We start from the raw sequence: 20,476 nt of genomic DNA, 5'->3' as shown, positions 1-20,476 counted from the left end.
GTTTCCTCGGGAGAACCGGCATGGCGACCGTGAGACTGTGGAGCGACGCGGAGGCGGAAGGCCATCCCCGCGTCAAGGCGGTGTTCGACGACATCCGGGCTTCGCGCCGCTCGGATTTCATCAACAATTTCTGGCGCGCGCTCGCCAACCAGCCGACGGTGCTGGAGCGCACCTGGGCCGATCTGAAGCAGGTGATGGCCGCCGACGGGGCCCTCGACCCGCTGACCAAGGAGCTGATCTACATCGCGGTCTCGACCGCCAACGGGTGCAGCTACTGCATCCACTCCCACACCGCCGCGGCGCGCGCCAAGGGCATGACCGAGGCGCAGCACGGCGAATTGCTGGCGGTGATCGGGATGGCGAACACGACGAACGCGCTCGTCACCGGCATGCAGGTGCCGGTGGACCGGGAGTTCGAGGTGTAGGGCGAACCATGGTTGGCGCGACCGTGTGAGCGGCTTCAGAGGGCGGAGACCGATGGTCGACGCCCGCATGGCCCCGACCGGCCTGTGCGGAAAACCGTCCAATCCCGGTTTCCGTCTACGGCATCGATCCGACAGGGTTTGTCGTGCGCCTTCCACGGCGGAGATCGGTCAGGTGGCCGGCTGGCCGGCACACCGCCGTCAAGCACATGTTTGCCGTGTAGCCAGGCGTTACGCGTGGAAGGACGGCATGGGGTAGGAAGCCGCCAGTCTGGTATCGATTTTTCAACGACCGCTTCGCGCCGGAAGTAGATACTGAAGAGTCTCGATAAGAGATCAGCAAAGACGTCGTGTTTAGGCCGGTGTCGCTTGTGGCGACGCATTATGCTCCAGCAGCAACACGGTTTCGTACGGCCGGCCCCACTTCTCCGTTGATCGAGAGAATATCACACATGAACTTAGATTATCAGCCTCCATTAACTCTTCCGCGAGTTGGTGCATGACGGTTCGCTGAGTGCCGCGCAACTGCTCCGGAAACACGTAGAACATGACGGCGCCCTTCCGCGGCTCAGGCGGGCGGATGACGACGGTGCTGATGTGTTTCGGATCACTGTATTGCTTCCGCACATTGGCGCGCAGCTTGTGAAGGTTCCGCTCCACTGCCCGCTGCTCGGCCGGATCAGCGCTCGAAAGCAGTTGCATCCCAACGAGCGTCCAGCCGGGGGGGCTAGACTGGAAAAGTCCGTCGATGATGTCTCGCCACAAAGGGCGGAGTTCCATTTTCGGCTTGGGCACGTTTAGCCCAGCTGCTCGCCCTAGATAGTAGCGATCAATCGGAGCAGACATGCCGGCGAGGGAGAAATTTGAGAATTTGTCGCGCAGGGCTGTTATATTGAAGCCTGTTATTAAATATAAACCTAAGAAATCTAGTTCGTCTCCGAGCATATTAATAGATTTTTGCAAATATGCGCGCTCCGTGAGATAGTGTAGTAATAAAATTGGATTGTCGAGAATGTCAATAACACATTGGAGATCCGAGATAAGAATACTCGGCGCGAGCGCATGATCTTGTGGTACCCATCCTACCTTCTTGAAGTCTGGCTCGGAAGCACTTAGCACTGAAAAGTCGTCCAGGGTGACCGAAAGCCGAACCACCCGTTTTGCCATGCCCGGGTCGATGCCAATGTCAGTTAGAGTGGTAATGGCTGCCGCGTCACCGCGACGAGCTGCCATTATGAGCGCCTCAAGCCGCAATGACTGGACGGAAGGCTCGAGCACCATCTCGTCGAGGTGCCGCTTCACTCGTTCTTTGCCTCCGCGGAGCCCCGAAGGTGTAAGGCGGTGCGACTTGGCTTCGGCGATGATCACAACGTGATCAAAAATTACAATCAAGTCATTCTCGAACTGCTGGCCGTTTCTCTTCCACTTAATATTTGGCTTTATTTCTGCTCCAGGGAGCGCCGAGCGGAACACAGCCTCGAGTTTCTGCTCCAAATAGACTGCTCGGCGATCCTTTAGCTGCTTCTGCAGCCCCGCTTCGACGATTAGGCGATCCATCAGCCGGTGGATATGGCTGAAGGCCATGTGCGGGAGCGGCAATACAAACCGGTCACCCATTCGAATGGCCGGGTGATCCCACACGGGATTATCGAGGAACAGGTGCTCCGGCTTTTGATTTTCGAGGGAGCCCGGTTCGAACGCTAGGGCGTCGAGGAGGGCTTGAGTGGCCGCTTCCGGCTTCTTTGTGAGCGCCGCAACCTCAGCAACCGTAAAGGTCGCAACGTCGAGTAACCTGATATCGAGATGTGACATAAGCAAGCCGATCATCTTTTCACGGGTAACAGATTTTGGCAATATATCCAACATCTCGTCCCCGCTTCCTTCTAGGCCTGGAACGTGCTTGTAGTAGAGATCTACCATTTTGCGCACAGTGCGGCCGCGAAGGACTTTGCGAAGGGTGTCCCAGTGCTGATCGTTTCGGCGTTCGAACTCAGCGGTAATCGCCAAGAGAATATCGATCATATCAGAGGTGCCAAACCCATGATGGGGAGAGAGTCTCTGATCTAGCGAGGCGTATAGATCGCGCGATAGCACCACAACGTCATCGAAGTAACCCCAGTTTCGGACCCCGTGTGTGTGAAAGCGGATGCGCTCCTGAAGAGAGAGCACGACTTGCGCTTCTTCGTCTTGGATAGCCTCACCGTCTAGAACACGCTGCATGAAGAAGGCATCGGATATCTGGGGCACTAATTTAAAAAATCGGTCCATAACGTCAGGTGTAGGGGGCTGATCGCCCCATTTGCCGATCGGCAAAGTAAGCACCAGGGCGTGGAGGAGCTCACCGTGATGCTGCAAGATATCAGGTAGGGACTTATGCTGATCACCGTTCGACCTTATACTTGCTTGCATACCATAATTAAAGAATGTTGTAAGAACGCTGACAGGAAACGTGTTCTCAAATTCCCTTTTTATTTTACTTAGGTTAGCTGGAAACTGTTCAATAGCGGCGCGTGCTGCTGACAGCATTGCCTCTTTAAATTCAGCGTGCTCGTCAGGCTCAATGCCGAACTGTTGCATTTTCAGTTTAGTGTCGGAGGCTCGAGGTCGGATCGGTTTAAGAGGTGCGGTCTTCCTCACACCAGTTCTTTCCTGACCTGCCGGGCGACTGGAAACGTTTCTAAACGTCCCTTCGCCACTAGGCACTAAATTTCGCCTCCTCCAAGCCAACGGCTCCACACGATGCCGACCGACAAGCGATCACCCGGTGTGCCCGGCCGTCCATCTTAATGTACGGAAAACACCTGTTTTCCGACAGACGAGCGTGACATCCCGAATGGCCGCGAAGGGCCGAATGCGGCCCCGGGCCGCCCTCCCTCCTACGCGGCGAGCGCCATCGCCTTCGTCTCGGGCGTGGCAAGCATCGCGGCGACGCCCACCACGCTCGTCGCGATGACGTACCAGGCGGGTGCGAGGGGATCGCCGGTGATGCCGATGAGCCAGGTCACCACCAGCTGCGTCGTGCCGCCGAACACCGTGACGACGAAGGCGTAGGCCACCGAGAGGCCGGCGCTGCGCACGCTGCGCGGCAGGAGTTCGGGGATCGCCACCAGGCTCGCCGCGGCGCTCATGGCGCTGAGGGTCGCCAGCAGCGCCGACATGCCGAGCAGCGTCGCCGGGCCGGGCACCCGGGTCATCAGCAGGAAGGCCGGATAGGCGGCAAGCAGCAGCAGGATCCGCGGCACGATCATCACCCGGCGCCGGCCGTAGCGGTCCGAGAGGGTGCCCGCCAGCACCGAGAAGACCAGGATGCAGGCACCCACCACCGCCGTCGCGGCGATGGAGAGGCCCGCCGGCAGCTTCAGCGTGGTGATCGCGTAGGTGGTCATGTAGTTGCCGACATAGGTCGAGACCGTGCCGCAGAGCAGGATCGGCACGACCAGGGCCAGGGTGCGGCCGTGGTCCCGCAGCAGCCGGGCGAGCACCGCGCCGGTGGTGGCCTCGGCATGGCCAGTGCCGTCGTCGGCGGTCTCGGGCATGGCGCGGCGGATATAGATCCCGACCGGGATGATGAGGAGGCCGAGAAGGAACGGAATCCGCCAGCCCCAGGCCTGCATCTGATCGGCGCTCAAGCCCAGGGACAGGACCACGCCGATGGTGCCGGCGCAGAGCGTCGCGAGGCCCTGACTGGCGATCTGCCAGCTGGCATAGAGGCCGCGCCTGCCCGGAGGCGCGCTCTCGATGAGGTAGGCGGTGGACGGACCGACCTCGCCGCCGAGCGCAAAACCCTGGATCAGGCGCCCGATCACCACGAGGACCGGGGCCGCCAGGCCGATCGTGGCGTAGCCGGGGGTCAGCGCCAGCATCAGCATGCCGATCGCCATCAGGGCGATGGTCAGCATCATGGCGGGCTTGCGTCCGGCCCGGTCGGCATAGGCGCCGATGACCACGCCGCCGATCGGCCGGGTGACGAAGCCGATGCCGAAGGTGGCGACCGAGGCGAGCAGGCTGACCCAGGCGTCCCCGGCCGGGAAGAAGGTCCGGCCGATCGTGACGGCGAAGAACGCGTAGGTGGTGAAGTCGTAGAATTCGAGGGTGTTGCCGATCACCGCGGCGACGACGCCGCGCCGGCGCGCCGCCTCGTCCGGCGGGGCCAGTACCGCCGCGGGCGGGGTTTCGGACCGCGCATCCGCGCGCAGGGTGGTGGACATCATGGGTCGCTCCTCCGGCCGTCTCGCAGGCCTCACGCGGGAGCCCCCCGGTGCGGCGTCGGCCGGGGCGGCGCCCCGGCCGGCCGTTCGCCTGCGGTCTTGGCCGCGATCCTGGCGGCGCGGCGCCTCCCTGTCCAAGACCGTTCCGGAACGACACCATTCCTGCACGGAATGACGCGGGGGGCCCGATCAGGCCCTGCCCGCCTCCGCGCGAAACACCTCTTCCATCTCCCGCCGGAACCGGATCGCCGGATCGTCGGCCGGGACCGACACGTCATCCCACGACACCGGCGTACCGGCGGCGACGGGCCGGGTGAGGGTGAGACCGTGGGCAAGCCCGATCGGCAGGCCGCCGGCACGGAGCGAATCCCGCGCCGGCATCAGCCGGCCGTAGACCGTGTAGCCGCCCTCCCCGTCCAGGCGCTCGCCGGCCTTCAGGTCGCGCTTGGCGGTCGCCACCACGTCGCCGGAGAAGCCCCGTGTCGTGCCAGACGCCTCACCGCGGACCGCGATGCTGGCGACCGACAGGCCGAGTTCGAGCCCGATCAGGTGGTAGGGCTTGTACATCGCGCTGTAGGTGCCGCTCGGATCGGTCTTCAGGCCGTACTCCGCAAAGCACTTGCGGACGTAGTCGGAGGGTGCCTCGAAGGTGACGTAGACGCCCCAGCGCAGGTCGCGAAACACCGGGCGGCCGTCGCGCTCGAGCGACGACACCACCTCGACGGTGCCGTCCACCGGCAGGATGCCGCCGGCCGATCGCGGACGCAGCAGGGTCGGCAGGTCGTCGACGCCGCAAGCCGGGAAGGCGAGGCCGCCGGGCGGGGGCGTCAGGTCGCAGGCATTGGCCACCGCCGCCATCTCCAGCGCCGACTTGGTGCCGTCGAGGAAGGAGTTGAACATCTGCCGGTTGAAGTCGCCGCCGGCCACCTGCTCCTCGGTGAAGCCGTAATGGCCCCAGACCGTGTCGGGGGTCGAGGCGTGGTAGACCGGCAGGTACTTGGTGCCCTTGCCGGCGCAGACCACGCGAAACCCTGCGGTGCGGGCCCAGTCGACGAGTTCGGCGATCAGCGCCGGCTGGTCGCCATAGGCGAAGGAATAGACGATGCCGGCCTCCGCCGCCCGGCGGGCGATGAGGGGGCCGGCCAGCGCATCGGCCTCGACATTGACCATCACGATGTGGCGCTTGTGCCGGCAGCAGGCCAGCGCGTGGCGGATGCCGGCGCCGGGATGGCCCGTGGCCTCGACGATCACCTCGATCCCGTCCGCCGCGATCAGGCCTTCCGCGTCGTCGGTGAGAAAGGTGGTGCCGTTGCGCATCGCCTCAGCGGCGCTCTTCGCCTCATATTGCTCCGCCGGCCAGCCGACCCGGGCGAGCGCGGCCCGCGCCCGCTGCGGATCGAGATCGGCGATGCCGACGACGTGCAATCCCGGGGTGCGCGGCGCCTGCGACAGGAACATCGAGCCGAACTTGCCGGCCCCGATCACCCCGATCCGCACCGGATGGCCGGCTTCCGCCCGCGCGGCGAGCGTGTGGTACAGGCTCATGTCCCCTCCCCCGGGCGGCCACCGGCCACCACCGCGTTTCCTGCCGGCGCGCGTCGCGGGCGCCGTTGCGGCAAGCGTCACGGATCGGCAGCATGCGGTCAACCGGCGCGGATCGCCGGGCGGGGATGGGATACGGACATGGCCTTCACCTTCGCGCGGCTGACCCCGGAACTCCTGATCGCCGACCTGACGCGAAGCCTGCATTTCTGGGTCGACCTGATCGGCTTCCGGATCGCCTACGACCGGCCGGAGGACGGTTTCGCCTATCTCGACCTCGACGGGGCGCAGGTGATGCTGGAGACGCGCCACCCCTTGCCTCGACAGTGGCTCACCGGCCCGCTGGAGGCGCCGCTCGGGCGCGGCATCAACTTCGAGATCGGCGTCCCGGCGGTGGAGCCGATCCTGGCCCGGCTGGAGGCGGCGGGCTGGCCGCTCTTCATGGCGGTCGAGGACAAGTGGTACCGGGCCGGCGAGGTCGAGGTGGGCCAGCGCCAGTTCCTGGTGCAGGACCCGGACGGGTACCTGCTGCGTCCCGCCGCGAGCCTGGGATCGCGGCCGCTGAGCGCACGGGGGTGACGGCATGACGGACACGCTGACGCGCGCGACCCTGGTCCCGGAACTCGTGGTCGCCGATCTCGCCACGAGCCTGCGCTTCTGGGTCGACCTGATCGGCTTCCGGATCGCCTACGACCGGCCGGAGAGCCGGTTCGCCTATCTCGATTGCGACGGGGCCCAGGTGATGCTGGACCAGTACAATCCATCCGCCCGGCACTGGCTGACCGGCCCGATGGATCGGCCGCTTGGCCGTGGGATCAACCTCCAGATCGAGGTCGCGGCGGTGGAGCCGATCCTGGGCCGGCTGGACGCGGCCGCCTGGCCGCTGTTCATGGCGGTTGAGGATGCGTGGTACCGGGCCGGCGCCATCGAGGTTGGGCAGCGCCAGTTCCTGGTGCAGGATCCGGACGGCTACCTGTTGCGCCTCGGCGCGAAACTGGGGGAGCGGCCGGTGGCCGCGACGGCACCATGACGCCCATCCGCATCCGCGCCCTCGACCACTTCGTGCTGGTCGTCCTCGACATCGACGCGACGGTGGCGTTCTACCGGCGCACGCTCGGCCTCGAGGCGCGCGAGATTGCGCCCAAGCGCTGGGCGCTCCATTTCGGGTCCCAGAAGATCAATCTCCAGCAACTGCACGCGAGCGTCGATCCGCAGGCCCGTCACCCGAGCCGCGGCGCCGGGGATTTCTGCCTGCTGACCGACACGCCGCTCGCCGAGGTCGTCGCGCATCTGGAGCGTGAGGCCATCGCGATCGTCGACGGGCCGATCGAGCGGACCGGCGCGACCGGCCGGATCCTGTCGGTCTACTTCTACGATCCCGACGAGAATTTGGTCGAGGTGAGCAACCTCATCGCGTGAGGTCACACCCACCGGCGATCCTCAAATCTCGATCTCGGTCCCTACCTCCACCACCTGCCGGGCCGGCACGCAGAAGAAGGCGCCGGTGCGCTCGCCGTTGCGCATCATGAAGGCGAACAGGGTCTCGCGCCACGCGGCCATGCCGCGGTGGTCGCGCTTCGGGATAACCGTCTCGTGGCCGACGAAGACCGTGACGTCCTCGACGAAATCGGCTGGCAGCCCGCGATGGGCGACCGCGCAGGCCAGGCCGTCGGGGATCGAGGCATCCTCCATGAAGCCGTAGCGGAGCGTGACGCGGTAGAGGTCGGGCGTGATCCGGGTCACCTCGGCGCGCTCGGTGGCCGGCACCACCGGCATCTCCTCGTAGAGCGCGGTGACGATGGTGCAGCGGGCCGGCAGGGCGTGGCTGCGCTCCAGGAACCGGGTCATGTGCAACGGGATGCCCTTGGTGGCCGCCGACAGGAACGCTCCGGCCCCGGGCAGGCGGATCGGCGGATGCGCCTGCAGGGCGGCCACGAACGCGCCCTCGTCCTGGCGGGCGCCGACCCGGTGGGCCTCGATCAGCCGGGTGCCCTGGAGCCAGGTCAGCATCGTCACGGCGACGATCGCGGTGAGCACGAGCGGATACCAGCCGCCCTCGAAGATCTTCACGCTGTTGGCCGACAGGAATACGAGGTCGATCAGCAGGAACACGCCGTTGACCGCGAAGACCAGCAGCGGGTTGAAGCCCCACCGCCGGGCGATGAGGGCGGCGAGCAGGGTGGTGATCGCCATCAGCAGCGAGACCGCGATGCCGTAGGCGCCGGCGAGCGCGTCCGAGGTCTCGAAGATCAGGACGGCGCTCAGGGTCGCGGCGGCGAGCAGCCAGTTCACCGCCGGCACGTAGATCTGCCCCTGTGCGTCGCGCGCCGTATGGACGATGCGGATGAAGGGCAGGAAGCCGAGCTGGATCGCCTGCTGGGTCAGCGAGAACACGCCCGAGATGATCGCCTGCGAGGCGATCACGGTGGCGACGGTCGCGAGCCCAATCAGGGGGTAGTGCGCCCAGTCGGGGCTGAGGCGATAGAACGGATTCTCGATCGCGTTGGGCTCGGCGAGCAGCACGGCGCCCTGCCCGAAGTAGTTGATCACCAGGGCCGGCAGGACCAGACAGAACCAGGCGAGCCGGATCGGCCGGGCGCCGAAATGGCCGAGATCGGCATACATCGCCTCGCCGCCGGTGACCGCCAGGAAGGCCGCGCCGAGCATCGCGAAGCTGACATGCCAGCCCGCATGGGTCAGGAACTCGACCGCCTTCAGGGGATTGAGCGCGGCGAGGATCTGCGGCGCGTGCAGGATGCCGCCGATGCCGAGCAGTGCCAGGACGGCGAACCACACCAGCATCACCGGCCCGAAGATCCGCCCGATGAAGGCCGCGCCCTTGCTCTGGATCAGGAAGAGCCCGACCAGGATGACGAGGGTGATCGGCATCACCGCGCGGGCGAGGCCCGGTGCCTCGACCTTCAGCCCCTCGACGGCGCTGAGCACCGAGATCGCCGGCGTGATCGCCCCGTCGCCGTAGAGGAGCGCGGCGCCGACGAGGCCGACGACGAGGAGGAGGCCGGCCCGGCTGCGCGGCTCGGCGTGGCGGGCGCCGAGCAGCGCCAGCATCGCCACGATGCCGCCCTCGCCGTGGTTGTCGGCCCGCAGGATCAGCACCGCGTATTTGAGCGACACCACGACGAGGAGCGCCCACAGGATCAGCGACACCGCGCCGATCACCGCCGCCGGCTCGGCCTGGCCGTGACCGGCGGCCTTCACCGCCTCCTTGAAGGCGTAGAGGGGACTCGTGCCGATATCGCCGTAGACGACGCCGAGGGCGCCGAGGATCAGGGCGGGCTTCAGGCGCTTGACCGGCTCCCGCGTCGCCGCCTTCGACGACGTATCCTCGTCCACCGTGCCGAGCTGACCCACGGGCGCCTCCCCCGGCAAGCCCGGGTGAGATCCCGCCCGCTGCCGCATCCAGGAACGCGGATCCCGCCGCGGGGCTCCGTCCGGGCCGCGGCCTAGGCGAAGAAGTTATGCCCTGATGTCGAGGAGCCGTTTCGTTGCGTCGTCGGCGGCACCGAGGATCGCGGCATTGAGACGGACCTGCAGGCGGGCGCTGACCAGATCGGCCGCAGCGGTGGCGAGGTCGGGCTCGTCGGAACCGGGACCCGTCCCAGCCCGGGCGATGCGCCCGGCGCTTGCATCGAACTGGCGGGATGCAGCGAGCAGACCGAAAGTCGCGGTGCGGACGGCATCAATCATCGTACTCTCCTCAAGTGCAGAGCCTGCCGTGGCCGCGTGAAGACAGTGTGTGGTGGATCGCTCGCATTCGAGCGTTTCGGAAGCCGCCTGCAGCAGCGGGCAGGGCGCGGCGGAGGCGGTTTGGGACCCATCCGCCCCCTCCGCGTTATTCGGCCAGAAAGCTCTCACAGAGGACGTGGACATGACGGAGACCGTGCTGATCGCCGGCGCCAGCGGGATCGTCGGCAGCGCCGCGGCGGCGGCGATGCGGGAGGCGGGCTGGACGGTGCTGGGGCTGGCCCGCAACCCGACCGGGCAGGAGGGCGTCACGCCGGTGGCCGCCGACCTGCAGGACCCGGAGAGCCTGCGCGCCGCCCTGGCCCCGCACCGGCCGACCCGGCTGGTGCTCGCGACCTGGATGCGCCGGCCGACCGAGGCCGAGATGATCCGGGTCAACGGCGCGATGGTGCGCAACCTCCTCGACGCGTTGCGGCCGGCCGGCACCCTGCGCCACGCCGCCCTGGTGACGGGCCTCAAACACTATCTCGGGCCGTTCGAGGCCTACGGGAAGGGCGCGGTCCCCCAGACCCCGTTCCGCGAGGAGCAGGGACGGCTGCCGGTCGAGAACTTCTACTACGCGCAGGAAGACGAGGTGTTCGCGGCGGCGAGGCGCGACGGGTTCTCGTGGAGCGTGCACCGTCCGCACACGATCATCGGCAAGGCGGTCGGCAATGCGATGAACATGGGCACCACGCTCGCCGTCTACGCCACGCTGTGCCGCGAGACCGGCCGGCCGTTCCGCTTCCCCGGCTCGGCCATGCAGTGGAACGGCCTCACCGACATGACCGATGCCCGGCTGCTCGCCCGCCACCTGCTCTGGGCCTCGACCGCGCCGCAGGCCGCCAACGAAGATTTCAACGTGGTGAACGGCGACGTCTTCCGCTGGAGCTGGATGTGGGGCCGGATCGCGGCCTGGTTCGGGATCGAGCCGGCGCCCTTCGACGGGACCGTGCGGCCGCTGGAGGAGCAGATGGCGGAAGACGGCCCGCTCTGGGCCGAGATCGCGAACAGGCACGGCCTCGCCGAGCCGCGCCTCGATCGTCTCGCCTCGCCCTGGCACACCGACGCGGATCTCGGCCGCCCGATCGAGGTCGTGACCGACATGGGCAAGAGCCGCCGCCTCGGCTTCCTCGACTACCAGCCCACCGACGATGCATTCCAGGATCTGTTCGAGCGCCTGCGGGCCGACCGCCTGATTCCCTGACGCTCCCGGTGCCCGGCCGCACGCAGCGGCCGGGCGCTGACAAAGCAAGAAAATGCATGATCAATCCCAGGTTGTGCACCTATAGTAGGAATTGCTTCAGATCTCACCGTTAGCGTTTTCGCGACGAGGAGATCTGAGAGAATGTCCATCAGGGCGCGCGTATTTGGGGGGTTCGGGCTGATCCTCCTGCTGACGGTCGCGGTTGCGGCGATCGGCTGGCACACCCTGACGGGCTTCGCCCGGCGGGTCGACACGGCCAACGCCGCCCAGACGCTGGCGGGCGAGATCGGCGATCTCGCGCTGGCCACCGACCGGGCCCTGAAGAGCGAGGATGCGCGCCGGGAGGACGCCCTGCGGGCCGCGATCGCGCGGGTGCGGGAGAGCGCCGGGTCGTTCTCGGGCCGGCTGGCGGGGGATCCGGCGGCGCAGGCCTCGGCCTCCGGCATCGGCACGGCCCTCGACGGGTTCGAGGCCGCGATCAAGGCCTTCGGCACCCAGAAGGCCGAGACGCGCTCGCTCCAGGACCGCCATGCCGCCCTCATCACCGAGCTGCAGACCACCGTGGCCGGCATCGGCGCGGCGCAGGAGCGACAGCTCGCGCAGGCCGGCAAGGACCTCGAGCGCGCCCTGGCCGACCAGAAGACCGCCTACAATACCGGCGTGGTCGTCTCCTACGCGATCCGCTCCGCCCTCGAGCTGCAGGCGCTCCAGGTCGGCGTCCTCACCGGCGACAACGACGACGGCCGGATGGAGATGGAGGCCAAGGCGAACTCGGTCTCGGTGCTGATCCGGCGGCTGGCCGCCATGACCTCGATGGACGCGGTCGAGCCCGCCAGGGTCGCCCTGGAGGCCTACCGCGCCCGTCTCGACGCCCCCGTCACGCCCGCCGAGCGCGAGGCGCGCCAGGAGGAGCTGCGGCCGATGTTCGGGGCCCTGATCATCGGACTCGGTCAGGTCGAGCAGGCGCAGAACAACGCCCAGACCGCCGCCCAGGTGACGCTGCGCCAGCAGCAGGACCGGGTCGCCTCGGGCACGAGCCTGCTCGTCGCCAGCGGCAAGGCGATCACCGCCGCCAAGGAGGCGCAGGCCCTGGAGCAGCGCCTGATCCTGGCCCGCGACGCCGAGGCCGCCAAGGCCCTCGACGCGACGGCGGCCGCCCTCATCGATCACGCCGAGACGATCCTGTACGGCGACATCGACGCCGCCTCGCAGACGGTGCTGCGCGACCTGAACACCAAGGTGCGGGCCTTCAAGGACAGCATTCCCGCCATCGTGAAGGCCAACGACGCCCAGGCGACGATCCTGTCCGACCTCGACCGGCGCTCGGGCGAGCTCGTCTCGGCCGCCGAGGGCATCGGCGCCGGAGAACTCGCCCAGCTCGCCGCCGAGCGCGACCGGGCGCTGTGGCTGCTCGCCGGCGGCGTGGCGCTCGCCTGCGCCATCGGGGCGGGCCTGGCCCTGCTGATCGGGCGCGGCATCACCCGGCCGGTCGACCAGCTCTCGGGCGCGATGCGCCAGCTCGCCGACGGCGACCTCGCCACCGAGGTGCCGGCGCAGGGACGCCGCGACGAGATCGGCGCCATGGCGGCCACCGTGCGGGTGTTCCGCGAAGCCCTGCTCGCCAAGCGGGACGCCGACGAAGCCGCCGCCGCGGAGGCCGCCGCCAAGGCCGAGCGCGCCGCGCGCCTCGACGCCGTGACGCGCTCGTTCGAGGCCAACGTGGTGGCGATGACCGAGACGCTGGGCGAGGCCGCCACCGGCATGGAGGCGACCGCCCGGGCGATGACCGAGGCCGCCGAGACCACCAACGGCCGCTCGGCCGAGGTGGCGGGCGCCGCCGAGCAGACGCTCGCCAACGTCCAGATGGTGGCGGCGGCGAGCGAGGAGCTCTCGGTCTCGATCGGCGGCATCGCCGCCCAGGTCGCCCAGTCCTCCGACATCGCCCGCGACGCGGTCGACCAGGCGCGGCGCACCGACGAGACGGTGCAGCGGCTGGTGAAGTCCGCCGACCAGATCGGCGACATCGTGGCGCTGATCTCCTCGATCGCCTCGCAGACCAACCTTTTGGCGCTCAACGCCACCATCGAGGCGGCCCGGGCCGGCGAGGCGGGCCGCGGCTTCGCGGTCGTCGCGGCGGAAGTCAAGGAGCTGGCGAGCCAGACGAGCCGCGCCACCGCGGAGATCGCCCAGCAGATCGGCCATATCCAGGAGACCACCGGCGGCGTCGTGCAGGCGATCCGGGACATTTCCGGGGTGATCGAACGGATGTCGGAGATCGCCGAGGGCGTGGCCGGCGCCGTCGACCAGCAGGGCGCGGCGACCCAGGAGATCGCCCGCAACGTCCAGAACGCCGCCGAGGGCACCCAGGCCGTCACCGCCGGCATCGGCGCGGTGCAGCGCGAGGCCGGCAGCACGGGCGCCGCCGCGGCGGAAGTCCTCGGCGCCGCCGACCGGCTCGGCCGCTATGCCGGCGAGCTGGAGCGCGAGGTCGCGGTGTTCCTGAAAGGGGTGAAGGCGGCCTGACGCGGATCCGAAGCACTCGAGACGAACAGGGGGATGCGGCTGGCCCGCATCCCCCTTTCTCATTGCGGCCGCGCCTACGGCCAGGATATCGGCGGAGACCCTGGCCCTGGCAGCGCGTGCCCAGGACGCTCAGGCCATCCCCACCACGTTCTCCCTCCCCGCGTTCGGGCCCTACCGTCAGGTGCTCCCGGGCGCGTCGCCGGCGAAGGACGGTTCGAGCGACGCCGCGGCCGATCGGAGTCGCGCCAGGTAGTCCGTGTGATTGCGCAGCGCATCGGCCCTCGGAGCGACGAGGCAGAGCGTCGCGGCGGCCGTCCCGTCGGCGCGCTTGATCGGAACGGCGAAGCAGTGGGTGTAGCTGTCGACGATCGAATCGAACGTGAAATAGCCGTCGGCCACCGCCCGGCGGCCCTGCGCGGCGAATTCGGCCGGATCGAGCCATTGGCCGGAGGGCAGGCGAAAATCGTCCGGCGGCACGAAGGCGCGGATCTCCTCGAGGTCGCGATGGCCGAGGAGGAGCCGGCCCGACGCCGTCCAGGGAATCGGGGTTCGCTCGCCGAGGCTCGACGAGATCCGGAAAGGCCGCGAGCCCTCGCGCATCATGGCGACCGTGTACTTGTTGCCGTCGAGCAGGCAGAACTGCGCCGTTTCGTGCGTCTCGGTCGCCAGGCGCTCGAGCACCGTTGCGACGCGGCTCGGCAGGTCGGAGTGCTGGCCGTAGGCCTGGCCATAGAGGAAGAGGCGGCGGCCGAGGAACACCCGGCCCTCCGCATCCGCCGCTTCCAGCACGCTGAGCTTCAGGAGCGCCGCGACGATCTCGTAGACGGTCGATCGCGGCGCCGCCAGGGCGGAGGCGATCTCGTTGGGACGGAGCGGGCGGCCCGCCTCGCGAAGCGCGTCGAGGATGTCGAACGCGCGGTCGAGCCCGCGCGCCCGTCGGTTGGCGGTCTCGTCCGCGCGCTTGTCCATTCGGTCCCCGTTCCGTCCGCCTCCGGGCTTATTTCCGCTTGTAGGCGACGCAGTCAATCTCGACCTTGCAATCCACCATCATGGACGACTGCACGCAGGCGCGAGATGGCGGATGATCCCCGAAGTACTGGGCATAGACGCCGTTGAAGCTCCAGAAGTCTCGGGGATCGTCCAGCCAGACACCGACGCGCACGACATCCTCCAGCGTGTAGCCGGCCTCGGTGAGGATGGCGATCAGGTTCTCCATGGTCTTGCGAGTCTGCTGGACGATGCCGCCCGGCACGATCTCGCCGTTCTCCATGGCCACCTGGCCGGAGACGTAGAGCCAGCCGTCGGCCTCCACGGCGCGGGCGAAGGGCAGCGGCTTGCCGCCGGCCCCCGTCTCGCCGGCACCATAACGCTTGAGGGTCATGCGTCGGGATCCTGTTCTCTCAGTTGAAGCGGGAAGACTGAAGGAAGGCGGCCAGGCGCTCGGTCTTCGGCGCCGCGAACATCTCGCGCGGGTTGCCCTCCTCGCCGATGCGGCCGCCATTCATGAAGATGACGCGGCTCGACACCTCGTAGGCGAAGCGCATCTCGTGGGTGACGAGCATCATCGTCATGCCGTCCTCGGCGAGCGTGCGCACGACCTGGAGCACCTCGGCGACCAGTTCCGGGTCGAGCGCGGAGGTCACCTCGTCGAAGAGCATCAGGCGCGGGCTCATGGCGATGGCGCGGGCGATCGCGACGCGCTGCTGCTGGCCGCCCGAGAGCTTGGACGGGTAGTGGTCCTTGCGCGACAGGAGGCCGACCCGGTCGAGCCAGGTCTCGCCCAGCGCCCGCGCCTCGTCGCGCCCCATCTTGCGCACCAGGACGAGACCGAGGGTGACGTTCTCGAGCGCCGTCATGTGCGGGAAGAGGTTGAACTGCTGGAAGGCCATGCCGGTCAGCGCCCGCTGGCGGGCGATGTCCTTGTCGCTCTTGCGCCGGCGCTGGCCGCCGCTGGTCGTGAAGCCGATCTCCTCGCCGTCGATGCGGATCGTGCCGCCCTGGAACTCCTCCAGCATGTTGATGCAGCGGAGCATCGTCGTCTTGCCGGACCCCGACGAGCCGATGATGGAGATCACCTCGCCGGCCCTCACGTCGCAATCGACGCCCTTGAGCACCTCCACCGAACCGTAGCTCTTGCGCAGGTCGCGGATCTCCAGAAGGTTCGCGGTCACAAGGTTCGCGGTCATGGGCGCGCCTCTCATTGGACGCTCACCCGGCGCTCGACGGCACGGCCGAGACGCTCGATGGCGTAGTTGACGACGAAGTAGAGAAAGCCGGCGAGAAGATAGAATTCGAGGCTGTGGAAGGCGCGGGAGATGACCTCCTGCGTGCGCAGGAGCAGTTCCGCCACACCGATGACGGAAAGGAGCGTCGAAGCCTTCACCATCTCGGCCGCCGTATTGACGAGCGGGGGCAGCGCGAGGCGCAGCGCCTGCGGTCCCAGGACGTAACGGAAGGTCTGGCCGAAGGTCAGGCCGATCGCCTTGGCGGCTTCCGTCTGCCCCTTGTGCAGCGTTTGAAGTGCGCCGCGCGTGATCTCGCCGACATGCGAGGCGCAGAAGAGGGTGAGCGCGAGGACGCCCGCCTGGAAGGCCGAGAGGTCGAGTCCGACCGTGCCGAGAATGTAGAAGCTGGCGAGCACCAGGACGAGGACCGGCGTGCCGCGCACGATGTCGGTGTAGGCGCGGGCGAGGAGGCGCACGACGCGGTTGCCGTAGGTGAGCGCGAGGCCGAGCAGCGTGCCGAGCACCGTCCCGCCCAGGATGGCGAGCAGGGACACGGCGACCGTGGTGCCGAGCCCGTAGAGGAGCGGCCAGCGCGCGATCCAGACGATGTCGACGAAGGAGGGAGGGGCGTTCACGGGCTTCCCTCAGATGGCGAGGCGCGCTTCGACGCGGCGCAGGAGGGCGGCCAGGATCGAGCAGGTCGCGATGTAGAGACCGCTCGCCACGAGCCAGGTCTCGATCACCCGGAAGGTCTCGACGTTGATCTTGCGTGCTTCGAAGGTGAGTTCGGGCACGGCGATCGCCGCGGCGAGCGAGGTATCCTTGAACAGGCCGATGAAGGTGCTGCCGAGCGCGGGCAGGACGGCGCGAAACATCACCGGCAGGGTGATGCGTCGGCGGATCTGGCCTTCGGTGAGACCGATGGCGAGGCCCGCTTCGCGAAGCCCGCGCGGTACGCCGAGAAGCCCGCCGCGAAAGACCTCGGCGAGATAGGCGGCCGAGTAGAGCGCGAGCGCCAGCACGAACGAGTTCTGCTTCGACAGGCGCAGGCCCAGCTGGGGCAGCGCGAAGAAGGAGAACAGCACGAGGACGAGCAGCGGCAGGTTGCGCAGGAGCGTGACGTAGGCGTTCGCGGGAACGGACAGGAGCCGGGATCGGCTGATCCGGCCGAAGGCGAGGACGAGGCCGAGGAGGCAGCCGATGCCGATGGCCGTGACGGCGAGGAGGAGGCTCAGGCCGAGCCCCCACAGGAGGTCGTCGAAGTTCCGCCAGACGGCGTCGAAATTCAGGGTGTATCCCATCGGAATCGCTCGCGTGACGGAGGGGGCGGGACGGGGCGGCCCGTCGAGGGCGTCCGGGCCGCCGGACCGCCCCCCGACGGCTCTTCGCTCGCGCGCGCCGTGGCTTTCCCCGCGCCACGGACGTCTCGCGCGGAGCGCCTACTTGAACTCGACCGGGAAGCCGATCGCCGGCGGGGGCAGATCCTTGCCGAACCATTTCTTGAAGGACGCGGCATAGGTATCGAACTCGACGCCCGTCATCGCCTCGTGCAGCGCGGTGTTGACGAAGTTGAGCCAGTCCTGATCGCCCTTGGCGACGGCGCACGCATAGGTCTGCGGGCTCCAGTTGTAGCCGGCATCCTTGTATTGCCCGGGATTCTGCGTGACGTACCAGGCGATGGAGGACTGGTCGGTGGCGGCGGCATCCGCACGGCCCGACTGCAGCGCCTGATAGAGAAGGTCCTGCGACTCGTACTGGTCGACCGTCGCCTTGGGCAGCGCCTTCTGGACGAGCGCCTTGGCGTAGACGTTCTGCAGCACCGCGACGGTCACGGAGGAGCCCGCCGACTTGAGGGCCGCGTAATCCGCGTAGGACCCTCCCTGCTTCAGCATCAGGCCGACGCCCTCGCGATAATAGGGAATGGTGAAATTGACCTGCTGGGCGCGTTCTCCCGTCACGGTCAGGAACTGGCAAGTCATATCCACCTTTCCGGTTGTTATGTTGGGAATGCGCGCGTCCGACGACTGAATGACGAACTTGACCTTGTCCGCGTTACCGAACAGCGCCTTGGCGACGATCTTCGCCATATCGATGTCGAAGCCCTGGAGCGTGTCGCCGGCATCCTTGAAGTGCCAGGGAGCATTGGTCGACCCGGTGCCGACCACCAGCGTCCCGCGCGCCAGGACGCTCTCGAGCTTGGCCGCCGAGGCCGCGTTCGGAAGAAGGGCGACGGACACAACCGTCGCGAGCCCCAGCATGACAGCCTTCGCATCCATCGCCATTCTCACCACGATGATGTCCCTTATAGCGGACACATGACCGCAATAGCGGAATGCCTTATCAACAGGCATGCCTTCTTGTTTGTCAACTGGCTTTGTGAAGGGAGATTCGTACGAGGTGACCCAGAGATGCTGGCATTGGCCGTCGATCTCGCCGTCCGATGACCGTCCGAGCGGGAAGCGGGCCAACAGGCGCGGCAGACGTTCCGAGCAGAAGCGCGGGGGGCGATGCGAGGGTTGGCCCCTCCTTGGCACCGATCGTGTTTCCGCGCGCCGCACGATCTTCGGCAGGCGCGCAGCGATGGGGTCGCGATCGGGTCTCGGCCCGACCTGTGATGGATTCGCCGATCTTCCGCGGATCCGGGCAGCTTCGCTCGACGAAACGCGTTCGGCATTGCGCGAATCGCCGGCATCCGACCGGCCCGTCCCACGCGTCGTGGAACGGGTCGCGACGCTACGGGGCGATCCTTGTCGCGCGATGGGCAGGCCGCCGCCTCGACGCGCGCGACGAACATCCTCCCGGCCGGATCGTGGAACGCGTCCGGCCCGCTCGGACAGGTCTACGTCCGACCGTGCGTGGGGGTAGAACAGCGGGCGGGACGCCGCACCATGAGGGCCGACATCCGGGCAGGCGCGCACGCGATGCAGGCCGGCCGCCGCCATCGAAGGCAGGGCCCGTCATGCGCCTGAAGACCGATGGATTCGGCCCTCCGAACCCTGAAGCTACGCCCCGACCCGCACCGTCAGCGCGCCCAATCCCCCGAGCTCCGCCCGCACCACGTCGCCCGCCTCGACCGGCAGCGGGACCGTGGTGGTGCCGGTGGTGACGACCTGGCCCCGGCGCAGGGTCAGCCCCTGCGCCGACAGGGCGTTGGCGAGCCAGGCGAGCGCGAGCCGCGGATCGTCGAGGGCGTTGCCGCCGCGGCCCTCATAGGGCGCCCTCCCCTCGGCACCGATCCGGGTCGGCATGGCGGCGAGGTCGAGGGCGCGCCAGCCCTCCGGCGCCGGGGGACCGAGGACGAAGAGGTGGGCGCAGGCGTTGTCGGCAATCAGCGCCGCCTCGCCGGCCCGCTCGAACGCCGCGAGGCGCGAGTCCGGAAATTCGATCGCCGGGTGGGCGGTGTCGACCGCCGCCATCACCTCGGCGACGGTATAGGGCTCCGCGCGAGGGGGCAGGTCGGCCCCCATCCGGAACGCGACCTCGGGCTCGGCCACCCGCATCTGGTTGTGGGCGAGCGGCACCACGTCCTCCGGCGAGAGAACGCGCTCGGCGAGCAGCCGGCCGGCGAGCGGCCCGTCGGCGCCGATATGGCGCTGGCCGGCGAGGCTCGTCGCGGCGATCTTCCAGCCGTAGAGGGGTTCGGCGCTGCGCGGCTCGAGCAGGGCCTGGATGCGGTAGGCCGCGTGGCGGTCGGCGGGGGCGAGGTCCGGCGGCAAGGCGGCGAGGAGGCGGCCCTCGCGCCAATGGTCCCAGAGCAGGTCGGAGACGGCCTGTTCCGTCATGCGGCCCTCCCGGTCAGGCCGCCATCGACGGGCAGCGCCACGCCGGTGATGTAGGCCGCCTCGTCGGAGGCGAGGAAGAGCGCCGCGTTGGCGACGTCCCAGGCGGTGCCCATCCGGCCCATCGGGCAGGCGGCGTCGCGGGCCCGCACCATCTCGTCCGGGTCCTGGTACTGGCCGGAGATCTGCTGGTGGATCAGCGGCGTGTTCATCAGCCCGGGCATGATCGCGTTCACCCGGATCCCGTCGCGCGCGTATTGCAGCGCGAGCCCGAGGGTGAAGTTGTTCACCGCGGCCTTCGCGGCGTAATAGGCGGCATAAGGGTAGCCGGTGTAGCGGATCGCCGCCGTCGACGAGATGTTGACGATGCTGCCGGCACGCTGCGCCAGCATGTGCGGCAGGACGTGCTTGCAGGCGAGGAAGCAGGTGGTGAGGTTGAGGTCGAGGGCGCGGTGCCACTCGGCCTCGGTCAGCTCGATCGGCCCGCCCATCTGGGCGTAGCCGACATTGTTGTGCAGCACGTCGATGCGCCCCTGCGCCGCCATCACCTCGGCGACGAGGGCGGCGACCGCGGCCGAATCGGTGGCGTCGCAGGCCGCGGCCGTCGCCGCGCCGTCCTCGCGCCGGATGATCTCGGCGGTTTCCTCGGCCGCCTCGCGCCGCAGGTCGACGCAGACCACCCGGGCGCCGTGGCGCGCGAAGGTCACCGCCGCGGCCTTGCCGTTGCCCCAGCCCGGCCCCGACGAGCCGGCGCCGAACAGCAGCGCGACCTTGCCCTCGAGCCGCCGCACGCCCGGAGCGTATCCGCCCTCCCCCATCGTCTTCC

19 protein-coding genes are annotated in these 20,476 nt (G+C 68.3%); 6 read left to right on the top strand and 13 right to left on the bottom strand.

Features of this window, described 5'->3' with window-relative positions:
- Window positions 1-20: 20 nt before the first annotated feature.
- The gene (locus miv_RS19880) at window positions 21-425 is read left to right on the top strand and encodes a carboxymuconolactone decarboxylase family protein (protein WP_058617300.1); all 405 of its coding nucleotides are present in this window, start codon (window positions 21-23) and stop codon (window positions 423-425) included.
- Window positions 426-776: 351 nt separating this feature from the next.
- Here miv_RS19880 and miv_RS19875 read toward each other — a convergent pair whose 3' ends face one another.
- The 3 genes from miv_RS19875 to miv_RS19865 form a co-directional block, all read right to left on the bottom strand.
- The gene (locus tag miv_RS19875; protein WP_207178438.1) at window positions 777-2,999 is read right to left on the bottom strand and encodes a hypothetical protein; all 2,223 of its coding nucleotides are present in this window, start codon (window positions 2,997-2,999) and stop codon (window positions 777-779) included.
- A gap of 299 nt (window positions 3,000-3,298) precedes the next feature.
- Complete coding sequence (locus tag miv_RS19870; RefSeq protein ID WP_244748608.1) at window positions 3,299-4,633, bottom strand: MFS transporter; 1,335 nt, start codon at window positions 4,631-4,633, stop codon at window positions 3,299-3,301.
- Between the two features lie 186 nt (window positions 4,634-4,819).
- Entirely contained in the window at window positions 4,820-6,175 is a 1,356-nt protein-coding gene (locus tag miv_RS19865) for an NAD(P)H-dependent oxidoreductase (RefSeq protein ID WP_207178436.1), read from the bottom strand.
- 138 nt (window positions 6,176-6,313) lie between these two features.
- Between miv_RS19865 and miv_RS19860 the strand changes: the two genes are divergently transcribed.
- The 3 genes from miv_RS19860 to miv_RS19850 are packed head-to-tail and all read left to right on the top strand — an operon-like array spanning window position 6,314 to window position 7,591.
- The gene (locus miv_RS19860) at window positions 6,314-6,751 is read left to right on the top strand and encodes a bleomycin resistance protein (RefSeq protein WP_207178434.1); all 438 of its coding nucleotides are present in this window, start codon (window positions 6,314-6,316) and stop codon (window positions 6,749-6,751) included.
- 4 nt (window positions 6,752-6,755) lie between these two features.
- Window positions 6,756-7,202: a bleomycin resistance protein gene (locus miv_RS19855; RefSeq protein ID WP_207178432.1), complete on the top strand. Its 447-nt coding sequence runs from the start codon at window positions 6,756-6,758 to the stop codon at window positions 7,200-7,202.
- A gap of 5 nt (window positions 7,203-7,207) precedes the next feature.
- Window positions 7,208-7,591 carry a VOC family protein gene (locus miv_RS19850; RefSeq protein ID WP_207183565.1) on the top strand — a complete coding sequence of 128 codons (384 nt, stop codon included), beginning with the start codon at window positions 7,208-7,210 and terminating at the stop codon, window positions 7,589-7,591.
- A gap of 21 nt (window positions 7,592-7,612) precedes the next feature.
- Here miv_RS19850 and miv_RS19845 read toward each other — a convergent pair whose 3' ends face one another.
- A complete protein-coding gene (locus miv_RS19845) occupies window positions 7,613-9,592 on the bottom strand; it encodes a potassium transporter Kup (RefSeq protein ID WP_207178430.1) in 1,980 nt (659 codons plus the stop codon).
- A 57-nt stretch (window positions 9,593-9,649) separates the two neighbouring features.
- The gene (locus miv_RS19840) at window positions 9,650-9,880 is read right to left on the bottom strand and encodes a hypothetical protein (RefSeq protein WP_048426312.1); all 231 of its coding nucleotides are present in this window, start codon (window positions 9,878-9,880) and stop codon (window positions 9,650-9,652) included.
- A 181-nt stretch (window positions 9,881-10,061) separates the two neighbouring features.
- Here miv_RS19840 and miv_RS19835 point away from each other — a divergent pair, with 181 nt between their 5' ends.
- The gene (locus miv_RS19835) at window positions 10,062-11,123 is read left to right on the top strand and encodes an SDR family oxidoreductase (protein ID WP_207178428.1); all 1,062 of its coding nucleotides are present in this window, start codon (window positions 10,062-10,064) and stop codon (window positions 11,121-11,123) included.
- A gap of 141 nt (window positions 11,124-11,264) precedes the next feature.
- Window positions 11,265-13,646 carry a methyl-accepting chemotaxis protein gene (locus tag miv_RS19830; RefSeq protein ID WP_207178426.1) on the top strand — a complete coding sequence of 794 codons (2,382 nt, stop codon included), beginning with the start codon at window positions 11,265-11,267 and terminating at the stop codon, window positions 13,644-13,646.
- A 177-nt stretch (window positions 13,647-13,823) separates the two neighbouring features.
- Here the strand turns inward: miv_RS19830 and miv_RS19825 are convergent, their stop codons facing one another.
- The 8 genes from miv_RS19825 to miv_RS19790 form a co-directional block, all read right to left on the bottom strand.
- Complete coding sequence (locus miv_RS19825; RefSeq protein WP_048426310.1) at window positions 13,824-14,615, bottom strand: IclR family transcriptional regulator; 792 nt, start codon at window positions 14,613-14,615, stop codon at window positions 13,824-13,826.
- A 28-nt stretch (window positions 14,616-14,643) separates the two neighbouring features.
- Window positions 14,644-15,027 carry a RidA family protein gene (locus miv_RS19820; RefSeq protein ID WP_048426309.1) on the bottom strand — a complete coding sequence of 128 codons (384 nt, stop codon included), beginning with the start codon at window positions 15,025-15,027 and terminating at the stop codon, window positions 14,644-14,646.
- A 19-nt stretch (window positions 15,028-15,046) separates the two neighbouring features.
- On the bottom strand, window positions 15,047-15,832 hold the full coding sequence (locus tag miv_RS19815; protein WP_089504271.1) for an amino acid ABC transporter ATP-binding protein: 786 nt from the start codon (window positions 15,830-15,832) through the stop codon (window positions 15,047-15,049).
- A gap of 11 nt (window positions 15,833-15,843) precedes the next feature.
- Entirely contained in the window at window positions 15,844-16,506 is a 663-nt protein-coding gene (locus tag miv_RS19810) for an amino acid ABC transporter permease (protein WP_048426308.1), read from the bottom strand.
- 9 nt (window positions 16,507-16,515) lie between these two features.
- Window positions 16,516-17,172: an amino acid ABC transporter permease gene (locus tag miv_RS19805; RefSeq protein WP_048426307.1), complete on the bottom strand. Its 657-nt coding sequence runs from the start codon at window positions 17,170-17,172 to the stop codon at window positions 16,516-16,518.
- Between the two features lie 138 nt (window positions 17,173-17,310).
- Entirely contained in the window at window positions 17,311-18,129 is an 819-nt protein-coding gene (locus miv_RS19800) for a transporter substrate-binding protein (protein ID WP_420865543.1), read from the bottom strand.
- 744 nt (window positions 18,130-18,873) lie between these two features.
- Complete coding sequence (locus miv_RS19795; RefSeq protein ID WP_207178424.1) at window positions 18,874-19,653, bottom strand: 2-keto-4-pentenoate hydratase; 780 nt, start codon at window positions 19,651-19,653, stop codon at window positions 18,874-18,876.
- Window positions 19,650-20,468, bottom strand: a complete 819-nt coding sequence (locus miv_RS19790; RefSeq protein ID WP_048426304.1) for an SDR family NAD(P)-dependent oxidoreductase — start codon at window positions 20,466-20,468, stop codon at window positions 19,650-19,652. The genes miv_RS19795 and miv_RS19790 overlap by 4 nt, the downstream gene beginning before the upstream one ends.
- Window positions 20,469-20,476: the final 8 nt, after the last annotated feature.

This window comes from Methylobacterium indicum, from assembly GCF_017347565.1.
GTDB lineage: Bacteria > Pseudomonadota > Alphaproteobacteria > Rhizobiales > Beijerinckiaceae > Methylobacterium > Methylobacterium indicum.
This window is presented reverse-complemented; position numbering and strand designations above follow the sequence as displayed.

Coding starts and splice junctions, on each gene's coding strand:
- miv_RS19870 (WP_244748608.1), bottom strand. CDS start 4,633: ATGATGTCCACCACCCTGCGCGCGGATGCGCGGTCCGAAACCCCGCCC.
- miv_RS19875 (WP_207178438.1), bottom strand. CDS start 2,999: ATGCAACAGTTCGGCATTGAGCCTGACGAGCACGCTGAATTTAAAGAG.
- miv_RS19855 (WP_207178432.1), top strand. CDS start 6,756: ATGACGGACACGCTGACGCGCGCGACCCTGGTCCCGGAACTCGTGGTC.
- miv_RS19840 (WP_048426312.1), bottom strand. CDS start 9,880: ATGATTGATGCCGTCCGCACCGCGACTTTCGGTCTGCTCGCTGCATCC.
- miv_RS19795 (WP_207178424.1), bottom strand. CDS start 19,653: ATGACGGAACAGGCCGTCTCCGACCTGCTCTGGGACCATTGGCGCGAG.
- miv_RS19800 (WP_420865543.1), bottom strand. CDS start 18,129: ATGCTGGGGCTCGCGACGGTTGTGTCCGTCGCCCTTCTTCCGAACGCG.
- miv_RS19860 (WP_207178434.1), top strand. CDS start 6,314: ATGGCCTTCACCTTCGCGCGGCTGACCCCGGAACTCCTGATCGCCGAC.
- miv_RS19865 (WP_207178436.1), bottom strand. CDS start 6,175: ATGAGCCTGTACCACACGCTCGCCGCGCGGGCGGAAGCCGGCCATCCG.
- miv_RS19820 (WP_048426309.1), bottom strand. CDS start 15,027: ATGACCCTCAAGCGTTATGGTGCCGGCGAGACGGGGGCCGGCGGCAAG.
- miv_RS19815 (WP_089504271.1), bottom strand. CDS start 15,832: ATGACCGCGAACCTTGTGACCGCGAACCTTCTGGAGATCCGCGACCTG.
- miv_RS19835 (WP_207178428.1), top strand. CDS start 10,062: ATGACGGAGACCGTGCTGATCGCCGGCGCCAGCGGGATCGTCGGCAGC.
- miv_RS19880 (WP_058617300.1), top strand. CDS start 21: ATGGCGACCGTGAGACTGTGGAGCGACGCGGAGGCGGAAGGCCATCCC.
- miv_RS19845 (WP_207178430.1), bottom strand. CDS start 9,592: ATGCGGCAGCGGGCGGGATCTCACCCGGGCTTGCCGGGGGAGGCGCCC.
- miv_RS19825 (WP_048426310.1), bottom strand. CDS start 14,615: ATGGACAAGCGCGCGGACGAGACCGCCAACCGACGGGCGCGCGGGCTC.
- miv_RS19830 (WP_207178426.1), top strand. CDS start 11,265: ATGTCCATCAGGGCGCGCGTATTTGGGGGGTTCGGGCTGATCCTCCTG.
- miv_RS19805 (WP_048426307.1), bottom strand. CDS start 17,172: ATGGGATACACCCTGAATTTCGACGCCGTCTGGCGGAACTTCGACGAC.
- miv_RS19790 (WP_048426304.1), bottom strand. CDS start 20,468: ATGGGGGAGGGCGGATACGCTCCGGGCGTGCGGCGGCTCGAGGGCAAG.